The 20,236-nt window shown below is 53.2% G+C and carries 17 protein-coding genes; 1 reads left to right on the top strand and 16 read right to left on the bottom strand.

Going from position 1 to position 20,236, the window contains the following annotated elements; translation table 11 throughout:
• Positions 1 to 41: 41 nt before the first annotated feature.
• The 13 genes from LG204_RS09190 to gltX all read right to left on the bottom strand — a co-directional run bounded on the left by LG204_RS09190 (position 42) and on the right by gltX (position 12,527).
• Complete coding sequence (locus tag LG204_RS09190) at positions 42 to 1,112, bottom strand: OmpA family protein (RefSeq protein ID WP_230336989.1); 1,071 nt, start codon at positions 1,110 to 1,112, stop codon at positions 42 to 44.
• Between the two features lie 83 nt (positions 1,113 to 1,195).
• Positions 1,196 to 1,900, bottom strand: coding sequence for a (5-formylfuran-3-yl)methyl phosphate synthase (locus LG204_RS09185; RefSeq protein WP_230336988.1), 705 nt, complete (start codon positions 1,898 to 1,900; stop codon positions 1,196 to 1,198).
• A complete protein-coding gene (locus LG204_RS09180; protein WP_230337878.1) occupies positions 1,897 to 2,472 on the bottom strand; it encodes a DUF447 domain-containing protein in 576 nt (191 codons plus the stop codon). Before LG204_RS09180 ends, LG204_RS09185 begins: the two co-directional genes overlap by 4 nt.
• Positions 2,473 to 2,516: 44 nt before the next feature.
• Entirely contained in the window at positions 2,517 to 3,917 is a 1,401-nt protein-coding gene (locus LG204_RS09175; protein WP_230336987.1) for a DUF6513 domain-containing protein, read from the bottom strand.
• Positions 3,893 to 4,441, bottom strand: a complete 549-nt coding sequence (locus tag LG204_RS09170; RefSeq protein WP_230336986.1) for a flavoprotein — start codon at positions 4,439 to 4,441, stop codon at positions 3,893 to 3,895. Before LG204_RS09170 ends, LG204_RS09175 begins: the two co-directional genes overlap by 25 nt.
• A 2-nt stretch (positions 4,442 to 4,443) precedes the next feature.
• Entirely contained in the window at positions 4,444 to 5,760 is a 1,317-nt protein-coding gene (locus LG204_RS09165) for an adenylosuccinate synthase (protein ID WP_230337877.1), read from the bottom strand.
• 64 nt (positions 5,761 to 5,824) lie between these two features.
• The gene (locus tag LG204_RS09160; RefSeq protein WP_230336985.1) at positions 5,825 to 6,994 is read right to left on the bottom strand and encodes an ATP phosphoribosyltransferase regulatory subunit; all 1,170 of its coding nucleotides are present in this window, start codon (positions 6,992 to 6,994) and stop codon (positions 5,825 to 5,827) included.
• Positions 6,995 to 7,180: 186 nt separating this feature from the next.
• Positions 7,181 to 7,369, bottom strand: a complete 189-nt coding sequence (locus LG204_RS09155) for a DUF2065 domain-containing protein (RefSeq protein ID WP_230336984.1) — start codon at positions 7,367 to 7,369, stop codon at positions 7,181 to 7,183.
• Between the two features lie 3 nt (positions 7,370 to 7,372).
• Positions 7,373 to 8,245 carry a protease modulator HflC gene (gene hflC / locus LG204_RS09150; RefSeq protein WP_230336983.1) on the bottom strand — a complete coding sequence of 291 codons (873 nt, stop codon included), beginning with the start codon at positions 8,243 to 8,245 and terminating at the stop codon, positions 7,373 to 7,375.
• 15 nt (positions 8,246 to 8,260) lie between these two features.
• On the bottom strand, positions 8,261 to 9,445 hold the full coding sequence (hflK, locus tag LG204_RS09145) for an FtsH protease activity modulator HflK (protein WP_230336982.1): 1,185 nt from the start codon (positions 9,443 to 9,445) through the stop codon (positions 8,261 to 8,263).
• Between the two features lie 27 nt (positions 9,446 to 9,472).
• Complete coding sequence (hflX, locus tag LG204_RS09140) at positions 9,473 to 10,612, bottom strand: ribosome rescue GTPase HflX (RefSeq protein WP_230336981.1); 1,140 nt, start codon at positions 10,610 to 10,612, stop codon at positions 9,473 to 9,475.
• A gap of 24 nt (positions 10,613 to 10,636) precedes the next feature.
• Positions 10,637 to 10,879, bottom strand: a complete 243-nt coding sequence (hfq, locus tag LG204_RS09135) for an RNA chaperone Hfq (protein ID WP_013442468.1) — start codon at positions 10,877 to 10,879, stop codon at positions 10,637 to 10,639.
• A 238-nt stretch (positions 10,880 to 11,117) separates the two neighbouring features.
• Positions 11,118 to 12,527: a glutamate--tRNA ligase gene (gltX, locus tag LG204_RS09130; RefSeq protein WP_230336980.1), complete on the bottom strand. Its 1,410-nt coding sequence runs from the start codon at positions 12,525 to 12,527 to the stop codon at positions 11,118 to 11,120.
• Positions 12,528 to 12,800: 273 nt separating this feature from the next.
• On the opposite strand from gltX, the gene LG204_RS09125 reads away from it, so the two are divergent.
• Positions 12,801 to 14,441, top strand: coding sequence for a hypothetical protein (locus LG204_RS09125; RefSeq protein ID WP_230336979.1), 1,641 nt, complete (start codon positions 12,801 to 12,803; stop codon positions 14,439 to 14,441).
• A gap of 8 nt (positions 14,442 to 14,449) precedes the next feature.
• Here LG204_RS09125 and LG204_RS09120 read toward each other — a convergent pair whose 3' ends face one another.
• The 3 genes from LG204_RS09120 to LG204_RS09110 are packed head-to-tail and all read right to left on the bottom strand — an operon-like array spanning position 14,450 to position 20,205.
• Complete coding sequence (locus tag LG204_RS09120) at positions 14,450 to 15,868, bottom strand: efflux transporter outer membrane subunit (protein WP_230336978.1); 1,419 nt, start codon at positions 15,866 to 15,868, stop codon at positions 14,450 to 14,452.
• Complete coding sequence (locus tag LG204_RS09115) at positions 15,865 to 18,978, bottom strand: efflux RND transporter permease subunit (protein WP_230336977.1); 3,114 nt, start codon at positions 18,976 to 18,978, stop codon at positions 15,865 to 15,867. The genes LG204_RS09120 and LG204_RS09115 overlap by 4 nt, the downstream gene beginning before the upstream one ends.
• A 12-nt stretch (positions 18,979 to 18,990) precedes the next feature.
• Positions 18,991 to 20,205: an efflux RND transporter periplasmic adaptor subunit gene (locus LG204_RS09110; RefSeq protein WP_230336976.1), complete on the bottom strand. Its 1,215-nt coding sequence runs from the start codon at positions 20,203 to 20,205 to the stop codon at positions 18,991 to 18,993.
• Positions 20,206 to 20,236 lie beyond the last annotated feature (31 nt).

The following is a 20,236-nucleotide window of genomic DNA, read 5'->3' as shown; positions in this document are numbered from 1 at the left end:
AAAAGCCCCGCAAAGCGGGGCTTTTCACTACGAAGATAACCTTAGTTACCTGCGCGTTGTACTTCGATTTCTACAACAACACGGCGGTTAGGTTGCAAGCAAGCAATTGCCTTCTTGCCGCGTACGCCTTGGCAATCAGCCACTGGCTCAGCTTCACCCTTGCCTACTGCATGCAGACGGCTAGCTTCAATACCTTGGCTTACCAGGTACTTCTTAACTGCATTGGCACGACGCTCAGACAGCTTCTGGTTGTAAGCTTCATCGCCGATACGGTCAGTGTGACCAGTGATCAGCACCAGCTCAACTTCAGGATGAGCCTTCATCTTTTCAACCACGTCAGCGTTCAGAACCTTCTTGCCTTCTTCTTTCAGGTTGTCCTTGTCGAAGCCGAACAGCACTTCAGATTGCAAGGTAACCTTGTCGAAAGCAGCTGGAGCTGGACCGACTGGCTCTGGCTCAGCAACAACAGGTGCTGGAGCTGGAGCTGGCTCAGGAGCTGCCACTGGAGTTGGCTCAACAGCAGCTACCTTTTCAGCAGCGCCAAATTTCCAGATCAGACCCAGGTTCAGGTAGTTGTTACCAATGGTTTCCTTGTCGCCTTGAATCTCAGCACGGCTCCATACATGACGCAGGTCAGCCTGGAAGCCCAGACGTTCTGTGAACAGGTATTGGAAACCCAGACCAGCATTGGCCATCCAGGACGTATTGCTGTCATCGTAACCAGCAGCACTTGGCTTGTAATCAACGTTGTTACGTGCAGCGCCCAGACCAGCAAGCAGGAATGGACGGAATTTTTCGCGGCTGAACAGGTACAAAGCATCAACACCCAGCAGGGTTTGCTTGTACTTGCCACCTGTAAACTGACTGGAGTCTTCATCAGCACGGTTATGGCTCAGGCCAACTTGCACATCCCAGTGCTCGCTCAGCTCCTTACCGAATTTCAGGAACCCACCTACGCTGGTGTTTTCTGCTTTCAGGTCATTGTCAGCATTCATGACATTGATACCTGGCAGAGCGTACCAAGAACCTTGATAAGCTTCTTCTGCGCTCGCATGCAATGCAGCAAGACCCAAAACGCCAGCAACTGCGATGCTGATCAGATTTTTCTTCATATGGTTTAACTCCCGGTGACTGTAGATTTAAGGCTTACTATACTTTAAAGCCAACTGTGCTTGCAAATGCTTAACTGCATAAACTACACAGCCAGCGCGCCTTTCAAGGCTGTGTTGCATTTAAACAACATCTCTTTCACGGCTGCTACGCCCGTCGCTGATATTGTCGTCGTGCGATTGCTTTTGTGACATAACGCACTTCTAAAGCCAAGATAGTCAGGCTCAAGTGCTGCCAAGGGCTCTATGTGAAACACCCCCAAAGAACCTGCCAAGCCGCAGATGAGATCATTACCTCTCGCTTCTTGCACAAACGCTCGCAACTGAAGTAAGTCTTGATGATCCAGAAGGCTGGAACCATTTTTGATAGCGGTATCCTGCATCACGCCATAAAATCCTGCCTGAGTAAATACATCCAGAGGCAGTGATTTTTGCGGGCTATCAGCAAATAACACGGCTACAACTTTGATTCCCGATCTGGCCATTGGCTTTATAGCCTCGACACAAGCCAGTTGATCACCTGCGAACATTCCAACCTTAACAATATCGACGCCTGTGGCGGCGACCGCCTGTATGGCAGCCACTACCGGTTTTGGTTCCATCGGCAGGTCGCCTATGGTAGCGCTGATGGGTTTGCGACCATCTACATAACGCACAATTTGTTCAATCACATCAACAGGCAACGCCCCCAGCGCACCCATCGACGGATTCTTAAGATCAATAATGTCAGCATGGGGCAACATCATCTCGGCCTCCTGCAGACTGCTGACGCTAGCCAGAAACTTGTTCATGCCTGCCCCTTTTTCTCACCGGCGGCCAGATGTTGGGCAACACGCTCCACCAGCCATTGCCATGCCTCATGCTCGCGCGGGCCCGCTGTTTTTTCGATGGCAATTTTCAGATACTTCATTTCGGCTTCAATTTTTTCTACAGGCAACATATGCAGGCGGCTGACCAAGACCGCAAGCTCAACCACCGCGGCCTGAGCACGGTTAAAGCCACGAAATGCCGCATGTACTTCTTCATGCACGACACGGAAATAAAGCAATGGGCGCTCGGCATCTTCCACCACCTCCTCCAGCACCAGTTCTCTGTGCGCCAATGCGGCTTCGAGCACATAGCCTTCCACATAGCTTGCCTTTCGTACCGGCCATTCTCTTCGGCCACTGAGAGCACCCGCAAATATGCGTACATCATCGGTCAGGTTTAAGACAGCCGTGCGACGGGCCAGAAGATTATCAAGGCTGGCAGATGGACGAAATGGCGCGATCAGGATCAAGCCATCCCGCTCCCTTACCCCAAAAGGTGCAATGTGCGGAGAGCCTTGCGCGTCGGTGCTGATGACGATGGTTTCATGGATCATCTCTCCCGATTTCACTTGCTGGTAGCCTTGGATATTCATGAATGTCAGGACTTGTCCTTGCTGCGTTTTTCCTTAAGAGAGGCATCCCGATGTGCCACTCGGGCCTCTGGTGCTTTTCGGACTGTGTTGACGCCCCACTCCAGCTCTTCGTCCTGGCTATAGCGTTTTTTCAACTGCCAGGCAATTTGTGCCCGGGCCAGCTCAACGCCAAGATAAAAAGCGTGCGAAGCGTCATCATCTACCTTCAGGTCTGGATAAAGCGTGAACGGATCAGTCGCGGTGAACATGCCATCGCGATTATAAATATGCACACCCTGCTCGCTCACCTGGATGCGGAAACTGGGGTCTTTGATCTGGGCAGCCAGCTCAGCGATTTCCTCAGCGCTATAGCCAAATGGTCGGCGATCATGCAGGCCCAGCAAGCCATTGCTGTAATCTCGTGGCAAGCGCCTGTCCTCACGAGCGGCATGCATGACGCGGCGTGCGACATCGGCCTCTGCCACCGCATTGGTCGCGTGAGGGCTCACGGAAGTCGCCAGCACCGCATTTACATTCAACTCGGTAATGATGCCAAACAGAATGGCATTGATCCCTGTGGTGTCAGCATCAGTCAGCTCGGTGAGGTTACCTACCCCCATCATGATGTCAATTTTTGGGTATTTTTTACGCAAGCGCTGATAGCGCACAATCGAGTCTGTCAGACCAAACGGGATGGGATCAAGAATGGCATCGGCAATAAAGGGGCGGCCTTTTTTCAGCATGCCGTCAATCGCGCGATAAAGCGAAGGTAAACTACCAGACTTTGCTGGGATCAGCACCGGAGTGGCCGCTACTTCATCGGCTATCCACAGGCTATGCTCTGTCAGGCTTAACAGATAATCCGCACCCGCCTTGCCCGCCAGCAGTAAATCATCATGATTCAATGAGTCAACGCTGACTGAAAATCCTTCAGACTTCAGCGCCTGTATGGCATCCGCAAGATGCGGAAAAGGCGTATTGGGCAGGCAGCCGAGGTCGATAACATCGGCTCCCTGCTCACGAAAATAAGTAGCACGCGCCACAATACCTTCGACAGTAAGCTGGGGAGCCTCCACAATCTCGGCGAAAATACGGACACTTTGTTGCGAGAGATCAGGCGCTTTTCCGCCGTGGCCAAAAAATTGAGGCAAGTCTTTCAGGTCTTCCGGTCCGCGCTCCACAGGAATGCCATACTTTTCCTCCAGAATGCGCAAGTCACCACGACAGAGTCCGGGAATCAGCATGCGATCAGCATCACCGGCATCCGGCAAGCGGCGCACGATAAGTTCAGGGGTCATCAATGCCGCGACAGAAACGCCGATCTGGGCGATGCGGTATTTGAAATCGGTAGGCTGCATGGCTTCCAGCACCTTGTGCAGGCTTTTTTCAGCCAGCTTGCCGGTCAGGAAGAGGAGTCTCTCAGCCATGCCAACCGCGTCTGGATTGCTGCTTGTAACTGGGCGATATCGCCTGCCACTGTGGTGTCGTCAAAGGTCTTCAGCTTTTCCATGTTTTCAAGATCAATACGACGCGGATAGACTTTGACCATATGCTCGCGGGGTGCCTCGGACTCGAGCTCCGGCTCCGTATCGCAGGCAAATACAATGCTGGGTACACGGCACTTGCCAGCCTGCGCAAAAATATTGGTAACCAGATTATCCGAAATACCGTAGACCATCTTGGCAACGGTATTGGAGGTAGCAGGTGCGACCACGACCGTGTGGTAAGCACCATGATAAAACAGCTCTACTGGCACAGAACTCGCGGTTTTGTCCTGATAGACACGTCCGACGTTATGCTCGTAACCGTATTGCTTCAATATTTCGGCAGCGGCCTTGCTAAGAAACAAATCCACCTGATCCAGCGTATTGAGGATATCAATGCACTCGCGAAGATAATGCCCGGAGCCCGTAATGGCCCACGCCAGACGCTGCTCGTGTATTGGTTTCAAGCCTAGCCTCCGAATGGGTGGCGCAGCACAATGGTCTGGTCGCGCTCAGGACCCGTGGAAACAATCGCCACCGGCACTTCGCACAGGGTTTCCAGGCGCTTCAAGTAGTTGCGCGCATTGAGCGGCAACCCTTCCCAAGTGTTGATACCGAATGTGTTTTCAGTCCAGCCGGGCATGCGCTCATAGATCGGCTCGCAACGTGCCAGGTCATCTGCGCCCACGGGCAAGAGATCAATCATCTTGCCATCCAGCTTGTAGCCGGTGCAGATTTCCAGGTCAGGAATACCATCCAGTACATCCAGCTTGGTAATGCACAAGCCTGTCAGGCCATTGATGCGTGCAGAGCGGCGCAGCGCAGCGGCGTCAAACCAGCCACAACGACGCTTGCGCTTGGTGACGGTACCGATTTCGCGGCCTTTGTCCGACATCTGGAAGCCTGGGGTATCCTGCGTTTCAATATCGAGTTCGCTGGGGAATGGGCCGCCACCAACACGCGTACAGTATGCCTTGGTAATACCCAGCACATAGTCAAGAACCTGCGGACCGACACCCGTACCTGCTGCCGCTTGACCAGCCACGCAATTAGAAGAGGTCACGTAAGGATAAGTACCGTGATCAATATCCAGCAAGGTGCCTTGGGCGCCTTCAAACAACAATTTGTCACCCGCTTTATTGGCAGCATACAAAGCAGCGGACACATCACCCACCATCGGGCTCAGTTGGTCCACGCGGCTTAATGCCTGGTCCAGTTCAGACTGGTAATCCACGGCAGCCACGCCCAGGTATTTGGTCAGCACAAAGTTATGGTATTCCATCACTTCGCGCAGCTTTTCAGCAAAACGCTCGGGGTAGAACAAGTCGTAAACGCGGAGCGCACGACGCGCCACTTTGTCCTCATAGGTGGGACCAATGCCCTTGCCGGTAGTACCGATCTTGATGTTTCGGGCAGCTTCACGCGCTTTATCCATCGCCACGTGATAACCCATGATGAGCGGGCAGCCAGGGCTGACCATCAGGCGGCTGCGGACTTCCACACCTACCGATTCCAGGCCCTTGATTTCCTCCAGCAAGTGCGCGACATCCAGCACCACACCATTGCCGATGTAGCATTTGATGCCCTCACGCACAATGCCGGATGGCACCAGATTGAGCTTGTACTCACGCTGTGCGGCACCCTGGCCAATTACCAACGTATGCCCGGCATTGTGGCCGCCCTGAAAGCGCACCACGCCCTGGGCATGATCGGTTAACCAATCCACGATCTTGCCCTTGCCTTCGTCGCCCCACTGGGTACCAATAACGACTACATTCTTGTTCATCATGCGTTCTGCCAAATAAGGTAAATTTAAAATTCGTTAATGCTGAAGTGACGGCAACCGTGAATTACAAGCCAGTCGCTGACACAGCCTGCACTTCCCAGCTTCCACCCTGCTTTACCAGCTGGCGGTCACACTGCAATTCATTTCGATGAGACTCGTGCCCAGGCAATTCCTGAATGACAATCTGTCCTTCTGCGCGCAATGCATCGACTTTCGCGGTAAGCGCAGAGTCGTGATCATACGGTGCAAAAATAGCCTGTGCGATTTCAGCGGGCGGCAATGCCGTGACCAGACCACGCAAGTCCAGGCTGAACCCAGTGGCAGGACGAGCACGACCAAACGCCGAGCCGACCTCATCGTAGCGGCCACCCAATGCCAAGGGGCCAGCATAGCCTTGTGCATATGCTGCGAACACCATGCCACTGTGGTAGTGATAACCGCGCAATTCGGCAAGATCAAAGCAGACGTTGACGTCCAGATCCTGCAATTGTTGTGCAACTTGCTTCAAATCAGCCAATGCCGCTGCAATTGCGGATGTCGCTGGCAATACCTGGGCGGCACGCTCCAGGACGTCTGCACCACCATTCAGCTCTGTCAGCACACACAGCGCGGCAGAGGTTGCAGCATCCAGGCCAGCCGTCAGACTGCGGACCTCCGCCTGATCCTTGCTTTGCAAGGCAGCATATAAGGCCTGCTCAAGTTCGGGAGTAACGCCAGCCAGCCGAATCAGGTGCCGAAAAATACCCACATGACTGAAATCCAGATGCAGCTGCGTCACGCCTGCCAGCTTCAAGGCTTTCACCATGAGACGCTGAACCTCAATATCGCTTTCCACCCCGGCATGGCCGAACAGCTCAGCGCCCAGCTGCAAGGGTTCGCGGGTTTGCGCCAAGCCACTGGGTGTCGTGCGCAGCACGCTACCGGCATAACACAAGCGCGAGACACCCTGGTTATTCAGCATGTGCGCATCGATACGTGCCGCTTGCGGCGTGGTATCAGCGCGCACACCCATAAGGCGCCCGGTCAGCTGGTCCACCACTTTGAAAGTAGCAAGGTCCAGATCATGACCAACGCCAGTAATCAGAGACTCCAGATATTCCAGCAATGGTGGAATCACGAATTGATAGCCATGCACGGCAAACAGGTCCAGCAATTGCCGACGCAAATTTTCCATGCGTGCCGCTTCTGCAGGCAGCACATCTTCTATGTATTCTGGTAAAAGCCAGTTACGCATAATGATTCTTTAGTGTTGAGGCGTGTTAACGGACATTACATGCTGTGACTGGAGTGGTGGAACGACCATACCCGCAACAGGAAGGCCTATATTGTAAACCACTCGCGGCAGCTTGCGAAACTGAAGCTCGCCGCTTGAGGTTCGAATGAAGGGAAAATCAGGCCACGACCTGGACAAGTCGTGGCTTTAATTCTTGAAAAACAAAAGAAGCAACAGGCCAACGCCCATTGAAACAAGGCCGACAAAGCGTAACTGGCCATCTTTCAATTCCACCATGCGCTTAAACGTATCGCGCCAGGCTTGTGGGGCCAGCAGGGGCAGCACCCCTTCCAGCACCAACATGAGACCCAGCGCGGTTAACAAGGTAGAACCCAAGGTTTACTTCCGGACAGACGGGCTGCGCAGATACTTGAAGAAGTCAGAATCAGGCTCCAGAACCATCACGTCATTCTTGCTCTTGAAGCTATTGCGGTAAGCATCCAGGCTGCGATAGAACGCATAGAACTCAGGATTTTTACCATAGGCCTGCGTATAGACTTCAGAGGCTTTGGCATCACCCTCACCCTTGATGCGCTGCGCTTCACGGAAGGCCTCTGCAATGATGACCTCACGCTGGCGGTCAGCATCTGCACGAATTTTTTCGGCAGCACCGGCACCTTGTGAGCGCAATTCGTTGGCAACGCGCTTACGCTCCGCTTCCATACGCTGGTACACGGACTCACTGACTTCCTGAGGCAGGTCAACACGACGCAGACGCACATCCAATACCTGAATGCCGTATTCCTTGGCATCGCGATCAGCACGCTGACGCAGGATTTCCATGATCTGGCCACGCTCACCGGACACCACGTCGTGAATCGTGCGCTTACCAAACTCAGCACGCAAACCATCGTTTACGGTTTGAGAGAGACGACGTTCGGCCTGCAACTCATCACCCTTCACCGACACGTAGTATTTGGCAGGATCAACAATGCGCCATTTAACGAAGGAATCCACCAGCACGTTCTTTTTCTCGCTGGTCAGAAAGCGGTCAGGCTCTACCCAGTTAAGGGTCAGGATGCGCTTGTCGAAGTACCGCACATTCTCGACAAATGGCATCTTGAAATACAGACCAGGCTCTTTTTTGACCGAAACGATTTCACCCAGACGGAATACCAGGGCGTATTCACGCTGATCAACGGTAAAGGCAGACAAACTGACCAACAGCAGCGCTGCAATCAGGCCAATTAACACTGTGCTTAAGTTTTTCATGTTCATTGCTGTCCCTTATCGGCTTTCACGATCACGACTACGGAAGCTGTCGCGTGAACGCAGATTGTTCAGGTCAATTTCAGGCAAGGTGCTGGCAGGCGTTGTCGTTGGCGCATTCAATGAGGGCGCCGCCGTGGCTGTGCCGCCTGTGTTGGCAAGAAGCTTGTCCAGTGGCAAGTACAACAGGCTGTTACCGCCCTTTTGGTCAACGACCACCTTGCTTACGTTGGAGAGAATCTGCTCCTGGGCATCCAGATAAAGACGCTGGCGAGTGACTTCGGGTGCACGCTGATATTGGGTTAACACCTGCTCAAACCGGCTGGCATTACCTTGGGCTTCGTTCTCAACGCGCAGCTTGTAACCAGCCGCTTCCTCCAAGAGACGCGAGGCGGTACCACGCGCTTTTGGAATGATATCGTTGGCATACGCCTGGCCTTCGTTTTTCTGACGCTCCAGATCCTGGCCGGCTTTCACCGCATCATCAAACGCAGCCTGCACCTGCTCGGGAGGTTGCGCATTCTGCATGGTGACATTCACCACATTAATACCGGTATTGTAGCGATCCAGGATTTCCTGCATCAGCTTCTTGGCTTCAACAGCTACTTCCTCACGGCCTTCGTATAAGGCAAAGTCCATCTTGCTCTTGCCAACGATTTCACGAATCGCTGTCTCGGCAATCCCGCGCACAGACTCTTCGGCAGAGCGGTTGTTGAACAACGCTTCTTCCACATTCTTGAGGTTGTACTGCACCGCAAACTGCAGATCAATAATGTTCTCGTCATCCGTCAGCATAAGGGATTCGCGCAATTCCTTGCTGCGGCCTGAACCGCCTTCAGCCGAGCGGTAACCCACTTCAATGGTACGCACCTGCTCCATATTGATGACATCGACACTTTCAACAGGGTAAGGCATGTGCCAGCGCGGACCGGGCAATGTGGTTTCCACATGCTTGCCGAATCGCAATACCACGCCGCGAGACCCCTGGTCGACGATATAAAAGCCGGTAGCAAACCAGATCACGGCAATCAAGCCCACGATAGGCAGCACAGGAATACCGCTGCCCTCGGTCTGTGGCGACTGACCGCCTTTGGGGGATCTGCCAAACAGGCCATTCAGCTTGCGGCTGAACTGGCGCAACACCTCGTCCAAATCGGGCGGGCCGTCATTATTGCGGTTGCCCCAACCGGGATCGTTAGCCATGAGTTACTCCGAAAATCAAAAAATCGTTTATGTGGGTACTACATCCGGCGAGCTGGCTTCAAGCTGATGTGCAAACAGCATTTGCTGATGTTCGCGCAAACACTGGCGTACCAGCTCCAGCCCTTCACCGGTCTTGGCAGAAATACGAATGCGGCAAATTCTACCATACTCATCCCGCTCCAATCCCGGCTCAAGCCCTGCCCGATCAATCTGGTTCAGAACCAGCACCTGGTGCACATACTCTGCACCAATTTCCTCCAGCACCTTGTTCACTTGCGCAATCTGATCATCCCGCACGGGACTTGCCGCATCCACGATATGCAAAAGCAAGTCTGCCTGAACGGCTTCCTCCAGCGTAGCGCCAAACGCTTCGACCAAGGCATGTGGCAAATGCTTGATAAATCCTACCGTATCGGAAAGCACCACCGGGCCGCCATCGGGAATGAATAACTTGCGTGAAGTCGTATCCAGCGTGGCAAACAGCTGATCCGCCGCATAAACACCAGATTGGGTAAGACGGTTGAACAACGTTGATTTTCCAGCGTTGGTATATCCAACCAGCGATACCGACATCACCAGCGAGCGTTTGCGCGAGCGGCGCTGCATGCCGCGCTGCTGCTTGAGCTTGGCGAGTTTTTCACGCAATTGTTTCACACGTATGCGCAACATGCGCCTATCCAGCTCAAGCTGCGTTTCCCCTGGGCCGCCTCGCACACCAATACCACCTTTTTGGCGTTCCAGGTGAGTCCAGCCACGCACGAGTCGTGTAGACAAATGCTCCAGTTGAGCAAGCTCGACTTGCAGCTTACCTTCGTGACTTTGGGCGCGCTGGGCAAAAATATCCAGAATCAAGCCCGTGCGATCCACTACACGGCTTTCGAGCAAACGTTCAAGATTGCGCTGCTGGGAGGGGCTCAGGTCGTGGTTGAAAACGGCCACTTGTGCCTCATTGGATTTCAGGGATTCAGCCAGCTCGCCTGCCTTACCGGACCCAACAAAAAACTTGGCATCCGGCTTGGGGCGCCTGCCTTCAATGGTGGCTCGAATATTCATGCCAGCACTGAGGGCAAGCTGCCTTAATTCCTGCAAACTTTCTTCATATCCTGAATCGCCAAAATCAACACTGACGAGAACTGCGGCATCTCCGCCGCTGGGGCGATCAAACATTGCTAAAGGTCACTACGCTTCCTGTTACTCGGCGGGAGTAGCGTGGGCTGATGGAATGCTGACTGCGCGGGCGGGAACGATGGTAGAAATAGCGTGTTTGTATACCATCTGGGTAACCGTGTTTTTAAGCAGGATGACGTACTGATCAAACGAGTCCACCTGGCCTTGCAGTTTGATACCGTTAACCAGATATATCGATACAGGCACATGTTCCTTGCGCAAGGTATTCAAGAATGGATCTTGTAGCATTTGCCCTTTAGCGTTCATTTTTTTGCTCCTTTTCCTTTTAATTTTGTAGTCGGCGGGAGTTTAATTATTCAAGCAAACTCTACGTGAAAAAAATTAGCTAATCTAGTGAAACCTGGGTTCGAAATCCAGGTTTCAGTATGTCTAGTTGGGGATGTTTTTCACACCTACAAGTAGGCTGTAGAAATTTCGCTTAATTTTATCTACTTTGCCGACCATGGCCTTACGACTGCGAGGCAGTCAAATTGTTCTCAGAAATTTAAAATTTGCCGCTTGCCATGAGACTTTCCCGGATACGGGACAGTGTTTCATCCCTACCCAGCAGCGCCATAACGGCATCGATACTTGGCGACTGCGCCCCGCCCGTCACCATCACCCGCAAAGGCATGGCAATCTTGGGGAACTTGAGGCCGTTATCCGTTACCGTCGCCTGAATCACGTCATGAATGCTTTCCGTGGTCCAAGTAGTATTTTCAAGCTTTGCTGCCATGCCGGCGAGCACAGGCAACACATCAACTGTTAAATGCTTTTCCGCAGCCACAGTGTCAATCACCGGCTTGCGGTAGAAATAAGCAATGCTGGCAGCCAGATCATTCAGGGTATTGCTGCGCTCACGATACAGCGCAATCACACCTGACAAGTCAGGCCCATTTTCCGTGTTGACACCAAGAGCGACAAGCCGCTGCTGAATATCGGCTGCCAGCACGTTGATATCTGCCTGCTTGATGTAATGCGCATTGAGCCAGTTAAGCTTTTCCGTATTGAACTGGGCGGCAGAAGGCGTGATGTGATCAAGGTCAAACCATGCACAAAACTGCGCCATGCTGAATACTTCATCATCGCCATGCGACCAGCCCAGACGAGCCAGATAGTTCAATACCGCTTCTGGCAAATAACCATCTTCATGGTACTGCATCACGCTGACCGCACCATGCCGTTTGGACAATTTTTGTCCATCATCACCAAGAATCATGGACAAGTGTGCGTACTGGGGAATCTGCGCGCCCAGGGCGTGCAGCATATTGATCTGACGCGGCGTATTGTTGACATGGTCATCGCCACGAATCACCTGGGTAATGCCCATCTCCCAGTCATCCACCACCACACAGAAGTTATAGGTCGGGGTACCATCAGCACGGGCAATAATCAAATCATCCAGCTCTTCATTGGAAATGCGGATTTCACCTTTGACCAGATCATTCCAGACCACGGCCCCTGTTTGCGGATTTTTGAAACGCACGACAGGAGGCACGCCTGCGGGAGGCTCTGGCAACACCTTGCCCGCCTCAGGCCGCCAGCGACCATCGTAGCGCGGCTTGATGCCCTGCTGCATCTGCTGCTCACGCAACGCATCCAGCTCTTCCTTGCTGCAATAGCAGTAATACGCATCGCCACTGTCCAGCAACTGCTGAATCACTTCCTTGTAGCGATCCATGCGCTGCATCTGGTAAAACGGACCTTCATCCCAGCTCAGGCCCAGCCAGGTCATGCCATCAAGAATCGCTTGAACAGCTTCTGGTGTAGATCGTGCCACATCGGTATCTTCGATTCGCAGAATAAAACTGCCGCCATGCTTGCGCGCATAGGCCCATGAAAACAGGGCTGTGCGGGCACCGCCAATATGCAGAAAACCGGTAGGACTGGGGGCGAAACGGGTACGTACTGTCATGGAAAACGATCAATCAAATGAAAAGCGCGATTTTATCATGGCTGACATTTTAAATTCCCCTTATCTGCACTCCACAAAACCCAAGATGGATAAGGGATAAGCAAGATAAGGCAAGGACTTAGAGGGTTGAATAACGGCATTTTCATTCCCCCGGCACAGGTACCGGAAATAAATCCCGCCTTGGTATTATTTAGCCGCATTTATGGCTACAATAAAACACGAATGGCATGTAAATCCATATTGCACGGCTATAACTCAGGGTAGGCACAGTGAATGAAGTCCATCATTAGAAGACTGATCACAAAAAAAGAAGCCGCATCAAACGCAGGACATCGTCAGTTTCTAAGTGAGCTGCATGCGTTGGATGACATTGCCGCGCTGGAAGCAAGTACCCGTTTTCTTTCGGGGTATAGCGAGACGGATCGAGCGTCACAACTGGCGCTACTGCATATTGACGAAGCCAACCATCCACGTCTGGAAAAACTGCTTGATCAATATGCAAAGTTTGACAAGTTGCGGCCCGAGCTTGAAAACCGCATCGCCGAAGGCAGCTATTATTATCAGCGTCAGATTTTCCTGAGCTATGTTCAGCAAATTGAACTTCAGCAGCTAAAATTAACGCCCAGTAACACGTCACCACCCGAATCCTCCCCTTACCAGATAAGCTTGATGTGTGGTCGGGCATTGCATGCAGGCCTATGCATGATCAAACTGCGCTACTTTCAGCAACAAGCGGTGCCGGCAGCGGCCTGGCATCAAATGTTTCAGGTATATCGGCTTGCGGAGCGACTTGGACTAACCTCCACGCCATTATCGATTTACGCAGATTGTCCGGAAAAATCTCTGGCCACCATGTTTGCCCAGATATGCATGCTCGATTCCATCAACCAATCCAGCATGAACCGGGTACAAATTGAGCTCACCTGGCAATTACTGACCAAGCTTCTTCGCAATGTGCAGGTGGTAGATCACTACGAAGAACAACATCATTTCTACTTCATTGATCTGCGCAAGGACCGGGGCGCACGCCGCATGCGCACCCTGGAACCCTCCCCGGAGTATCGCTACTGGTCGACAGATGACCTGTCGATGAAAATCGAGCTGCTCAGCAATACTCAAAATCTGCCGCAAGCCATGCTCAAGCTGGGGCTCGCAGAGTTTTCCAATAATCCACACCTGAGCTCATTGCTCCAGCAGCTGCAATTTGATTGGTCAAAAAGCGGCTATCGACGTCAACGCCGCAAAGAGGACCGTCAATCAACACTACTGGGCACCAGGGTAATCCTGGGGCTGGATGCCATCTGCGTTCACCTGCGTACAAAAGCTGACAAACAGGCATTGCAAAATGCGCATCTGACGGAGAATGCCATGCCGCTGGAAGAGCGTTTGTCCAAGCACAGCGTGAGGTTTTCAGCCCCGGAGCCCAACCTTAAAAACCTGCGCTGGACCGTGACAGACATGAGCACCAAAGGATATGGGGCGACCTTGGAGAAAGATACCGAGACGCCCCTATCACCCGGGATGATCGTGATTCTGCTCATGGAAGATCAAAAAGATGCGGCGATCGTTGGCATCATCAAGAATGTCAGCGCACTGGCTTCTGGCAAAAAGCATATTGGCGTTGAAATTCTCTCGAGGAAGGCACGCTGGGTTTCACTCAGCACGATTCAGGAAACCACCCCGACCATCAGCAGTGGAACCGCGCCCGAAAACGGGCCTGAGTTTTCCAGCCTCTACCTGCCACCGGAGGAAGGCTTGGCAGAAGAGCCGACACTGCTGGTGCCGCGTAGTCGTTTCCTGCCGGATATCAACTACCGCATCCGCAGCCTCAATGAAAAATCCTTCCAGCGGTTGGTCACCGTACTGGAAGGACGTCACGACTGGTTACGTGTAGGCTGTACTAGCCTGGCTTAAAGCACCAACTACTTTTCTGCGGCTTTCCATCCACCGCCCAGCGCCTTGAACAAGTCCACACTGGCTGTCAGTCTTGCCTGGCGGCTTTGTACATAGGCCAGTGCTGCATCGTTGTAGACCCGTTGCGAATCCAGCACATCCAGATACCCCGAGTAGCCGGCCTTGTAGCGGTTTTCCGCAATATCCAATGCCTTCTTGGATGATTCCCTGCTGGCTTCCAGCGCCGCTTCACGCTCGGACTGCTGACGGAGATTCACCAGCGCATCATTTACTTCTTTGAAGGCCGTTTGAATAGCGGCCTCATACGATGCCAAGGTTTGTTTCTGCTGTGCGGTAGCCTGATCTACGCGCGAATTAAGGCGACCTGAATCAAAAATAGGCAGATTAAGACTGAGGCCACCGGTCCAGATACGGGCGGCTGATTTCAGGATATCGCCCAGTTCGGCACTTTCACCACCATAATTCGCGGTTAACGAAATAGTCGGGAACAACGCGGCCTTGGCTACGCCAATATTGGCATTTGCGGCGACCATGCTCTGCTCAGCCTGGCGTATATCCGGCCTGGACTCCAGCAAACTGGATGGCAACCCGACAGGAGGCATAGGCGGCGTAGGCAGCTGATTAAAATCGGCTATGGGAATAGTCAGGCCCAGATCACCCGTTAATACGGCAAGCTGATGCTCAACCACGGCGCGCTGCCGTACCAGATCAGCCAGTTGCGCAGTCAGATTGGAAGTGGATACCTGCGCCTGATGTACGTCCAGCGCAGAAGACACACCGCCCTCCAGTCGACGCTGCGTTAATGCCAGGCTTTCTTCCCGACTATGCAGACTGTCTTTTGATAACGCAATTTGCGATTCCAGGCTGCGCAACAACAAGTAATTGCTAGCCACCAGGCCTTGCAATGACAAATCTACCGTATCACGAGCGTAATGCGTCGCCATGGCTTGCGCACGGGCAGATTCTTTTGCACGGCGCAGCTTGCCCCAGAAATCCAGCTCAAACGAAGTGCCAAGACGAATATTGTAGTTTTCGCGGATTGGGTTCACGCCTGAAGGCAAAGGGGTCGCCCCAAGCTGAGTGATCCGCGAACGGGCAGCACTGGAGTTAAGGTCAATCTGTGGGAAAAGCGCCGCACCCACTTCACGCAGATACGCATCTGCTTCTTCAACCCGGGCAACCGCCAGCTTGATATCCGTATTACTGGCCTGCGCTTTCGCCACCAGATCATTCAATATCGGATCATTGTAGAGCTGCCACCAGGTACGTGATATTTCAGCCTGGGTTGCTGCCGCATCCGCCAGCTCAGTAAATTTGGCTGGAACGGGTGTCTCAGGCCGCTGATAGTCAGGGCCCATCATGGCGCACCCTGGCAGCAACACGGCTGCCAATACAGCGATATAAGTCAATTTCAAGCGTGGCATCATGCAATTTCCTTCTGTTCTTGTGCAGAAGCGTTTCGCTTCTGCGTTCCTGTCAACCAAGTGAAAAACAAGGGGATAAATACGGTAGCGACAAAAGTGGCCAGCAGCATGCCGCCAAATACGCCCGTCCCCATGGAGCGCCGCGCAGCGGCACCAGCACCACTGGCAAATACCAGAGGCACAATCCCCAGCACAAAGGCCATGGACGTCATCACGATAGGACGGAACCGCAAGCGTGCGGCTTCAACCGCAGCTTGTGCCACGGGCAAGCCCTCTTCCAGTTTTTGGCTGGCGAATTCCACGATCAGAATCGCGTTCTTCGCCGCCAGGCCGACCAGTGTTACCAAACCGATCTGGAAGTAAATGTCATTTGGCATGCCACGCACCAGCACAGCCAGCAAGGCACCGGCCAGGGCAAACGGCACCGCCATGATCACAGCCAGGGGCAATGCCCAGGTTTCAAACTGCGCTGCCAGAATCAGGAACACCATAATAATGGCAAAACTGAATGCGTAAATCGCGGCTGAACCTGTGCGTTTTTCCTGATAAGCCTGGCCAGTCCATGTCATCTGGTAGCCATCCGGCAGGCTTTCTGCCGAGATTTTTTCCACCAGTTTGATGGCATCGCCCGAACTTACACCAGGCGCACCGCCTGCCAGCACCTTGGCTGCCAAGAGACCGTTATAGCGTTCCAGCTGCTCTGCACCGACGATTTCCCTGGTTGTACTTAATGCCGAAAGTGGAATCATCTTGCCGTCATTAGAGCGTACATACACACGACCGAGATCTTCAGGCTTCATACGGTAAGCTGCTTCTGCCTGCAATTGCACGCGATAGGTACGTCCGCTACGGTTGAAGTCATTCACATAGAGCGAACCCATGGTGCTTTGCAGCGTCGCGTAAACATCCGCAATCGGCACACCTTGGCTGATTGCCTTGGCTTCATCCACCTCAACAAAGAGCTGTGGCACGGTTGGACGGAAGAAGGTATTGATACCCGCAAGGCGCGGCTCTTTTTTCAGCTCATCAATCAGGTTGTTTACCACTGCGGACAAATGCAATGGGTCTGAATCGCCACGACTCTGAATATAAAGCTCCATGCTGCCCGAGTTGCCCAAGCCGCGAATTGCCGGTGGGTTAAACGCGATGGCAAGGCCGTCTGGCTGCATCATGCCTATGCCAATCAGCTTGCCGACAATGTCATCCGCCGTGGTGGTACGTGCATCCCAGTCTTTAAGACGAACAAACATGGTACCTGAGCTGGTCTTGTTACCGCCACCGATGAGGTCGAAACCATTAATCGCAAACTCACTGCGTACAGCAGGATCCTTGGCAATCGCCGCACGCACTGCTTCAGTGGTGTTACTGGTGCGGGTCAGCGTCGCGCCATCCGGCAGGATAGTTGCTGCGATCACATAGCCTTGATCTTCCGGCGGCACAAAGCTGCCAGGCACCTTGTACAAGAGGTAAGCCGCACCACCCACGATGCCTGCAAACACGATGGCACCGATGATGGTATGGCGCAGGGTCAGATTTACCGTACCGGTATAGAAGTTGGTCAGCTTTTCAAATCCGCGATTAAACGGACGGAAGAAACGCGACTCTTCATGCACAGACTTCAATATCAGCGAGCACAAGGCTGGCGTCAGCGTCAGCGCCACAATGCCCGAGATCACCACGGCAACAGCCACAGTTACTGCAAACTGACGGTAAAGCTCACCGGCGATACCGCCCATGAATGCCACAGGAACGAATACCGCACATAACACCAGCACAATCGCGACCACCGCGCCTGATACCTGTTGCATGGACTTGATCGCTGCATTGACTGGCGAGAGTTTTTCCTCGCTCATCAAGCGTTCAATATTCTCCAGCACAACAATCGCATCATCCACCACGATACCAATCGAAAGCACCATGGCAAACAGCGTCAACGTATTGATGGAGAAGCCAAATACCCATAAGCCAGCAAATGTGCCTACCAGGGAAATTGGCACCGCAATGATAGGAATCAGCGTCGCGCGCCAGTTTTGCAGGAACAGGAACACCACTAGCACTACCAGCACCATGGCTTCACCCAGCGTCTTAACCACCTCTTCAATAGACGCTTTCACGAAATCACTGGTGTCATAAGGAATGGCATAGTCCACGCCCTCAGGAAAACGCTGTTTGAGCTCTTCCATTCTGGCCTTGATGGCGTTTGCAGTATCAAGCGCATTAGCGCCCGTCTGCAGGAACACCGGGATACCGACACCTGGCTGGCCATCCAGTGAAGTGCGCACGTTGTACATCTGGGCGCCCAGCTCAATAGTGGCTACATCCTTGAGACGCAATGTGCCGCGTGGGCCATTGGACCGCACAATAATGTCCGCAAATTGCTCAGGCTCCACCAGCCGCCCTTTGGCGGTAACGGTATAAACAAGCTGTTGCTGGCCCACGACCGGCTCCTGGCCGATCTTGCCAGCGGCGTACTGGGCATTTTGTGCCTGTATCGCGGTTGAAATGTCGGTCGTCGTGACGCCAAGCTGGGCCATGCGGTCAGGCTTCAGCCAGATACGCATGGAGTAGTCCTGAGAACCAAAAATGGTGACGTCACCAACGCCTTTGATACGCTTTAGCTCATCCACCACATTGAGGGTGGCGTAATTGCTGAGGAATAGCGGATCGTATTTTTTACTGGGCGAAATCAGCATCAACGCCATCAGAATATCGTTAGAGCGCTTCTGCACGACAACGCCGGTTCTGCGCACATCTTCTGGCAAACGCGGCAAGGCAATATTCACCCGGTTACTTACGTTAAAGGTCGCTTGGTCAACTTCCGTGCCGGTTTCAAAGGTGGCTGTAATCGTCAGAGTACCGCTGGAATCAGCGCTGGACTGAAAGTACAACAGTCCCTCCACCCCACTCAGCTGCTCTTCAATAGGCGCAGCGACGGTTTTGGATAAGGTCTCGGCACTGGCACCGGGGTAAGTTGCCGTTACGATAACCGTAGGCGGCGCAATTTGCGGATACTGTGCAATTGGCAACTTCATGGCGGCGGCCAAGCCAGCCAGCACAATGATGATCGAGAGCACCGACGCAAAGATCGGGCGCGTAATGAAAAATCTGGTCATGACGTCTCCCGCTTATGATTGCTTGGGTTTTTGTTGAGCCTCAGCAGCAGGAGCATCCCCAGACGCACCAGCCGGTGCGGCTTCTTGGGGATGTGGGCTGACTGGCGCACCTGGACGCAGCTTGATAATGTTGTCGACAGCAACCTTGTCGCCGGCATTCAGCCCTTTAAGCACGACCCAACCCTGTCCTTGCCAGCCGCCGGTGACAATCGGCCGCACGGTCGCCTCATTTTTTTCATTGACCACATAGACAAACTTGCCTTGCTGCATATTCACCACGGCAACTTGTGGCACGATAAATACGCCATCGCGCTGACCAGTCGTGACTCGCGCACGAACAAACTGACCAGGCAACAGGCGCTGATCTTCATTCTCAAAGGTGGCACGCAATTGCTGCGTTCCCAATGTCGGATCAATCTGGCTGGCAGCAAAGTTAAGCTTGCCTTTTTGTTGATACTCGCTGCCATCCGGCAACAGAACCGTGACTTGCTTTACGTTTTTCTCTGTCAAACGACCGCCCAATTGCGCCAGTTCGTTATCGGAGAAGCTAAAACGTACCCAAATGGGAGAAAGTTGCACCAACGTCGTCAACAGGCTGGAGTTGGCTTCCACGAGTGCGCCCTCAGAGAACTGAAAGCGACCGGAAACGCCATTGACGGGAGCTGTCACTGTCGTATACGAAAGATTAAGCTCTGCCTGGCGCACGGCAGCTTCGGCGGCCAGCAGGTTGGCATTGGCAACCGCGTTGTCAGAGACGGCATTATCATATTCACGCTGACTGACAGATTGCGTTGATAGCAGATTTTGCAACCGCGCTTCTTCGCGACGTGTTTGTTCAATCCTGGCTTTTTGCTGCGCCAGTTCAGCACGGCTTTGCTGCAAAGCAATTTGGTATGGAACCGGGTCAATCAGGAACATAGGCTGCCCCGCTTTTATCGACTGGCCTTCCTGGTAGAGACGCTTGAGCAGGATACCGCCTACACGCGGACGCACTTCAACCTCTTTGGCACCCTCGGTCTGTGCAACCGCTTCGGCTGTAATAGGGACTGTTGTCGGCTGGACTTCAATCACACTGACTGGCATGGCGCCACCTTGATGCTGCGCAGCACTTTGGCCGTTCTTGCCACATGCACTTACTGCTACCCCTGCGATAAGCGCAAGCAGTAAAGGTGCTTGGAACTTACTGCCAATACGCTTACTGCCCCGATCAAAATTGAACGCTGCCATCTGTAACTCCATGTCTAATATACAAAGATTC

It is taken from the genome of Methylovorus menthalis, from assembly GCF_020523625.1.
GTDB lineage: Bacteria > Pseudomonadota > Gammaproteobacteria > Burkholderiales > Methylophilaceae > Methylovorus > Methylovorus menthalis.
Note: the sequence above shows the minus strand (reverse complement) of the source record. Positions and strands in the feature narration are given on the sequence as shown.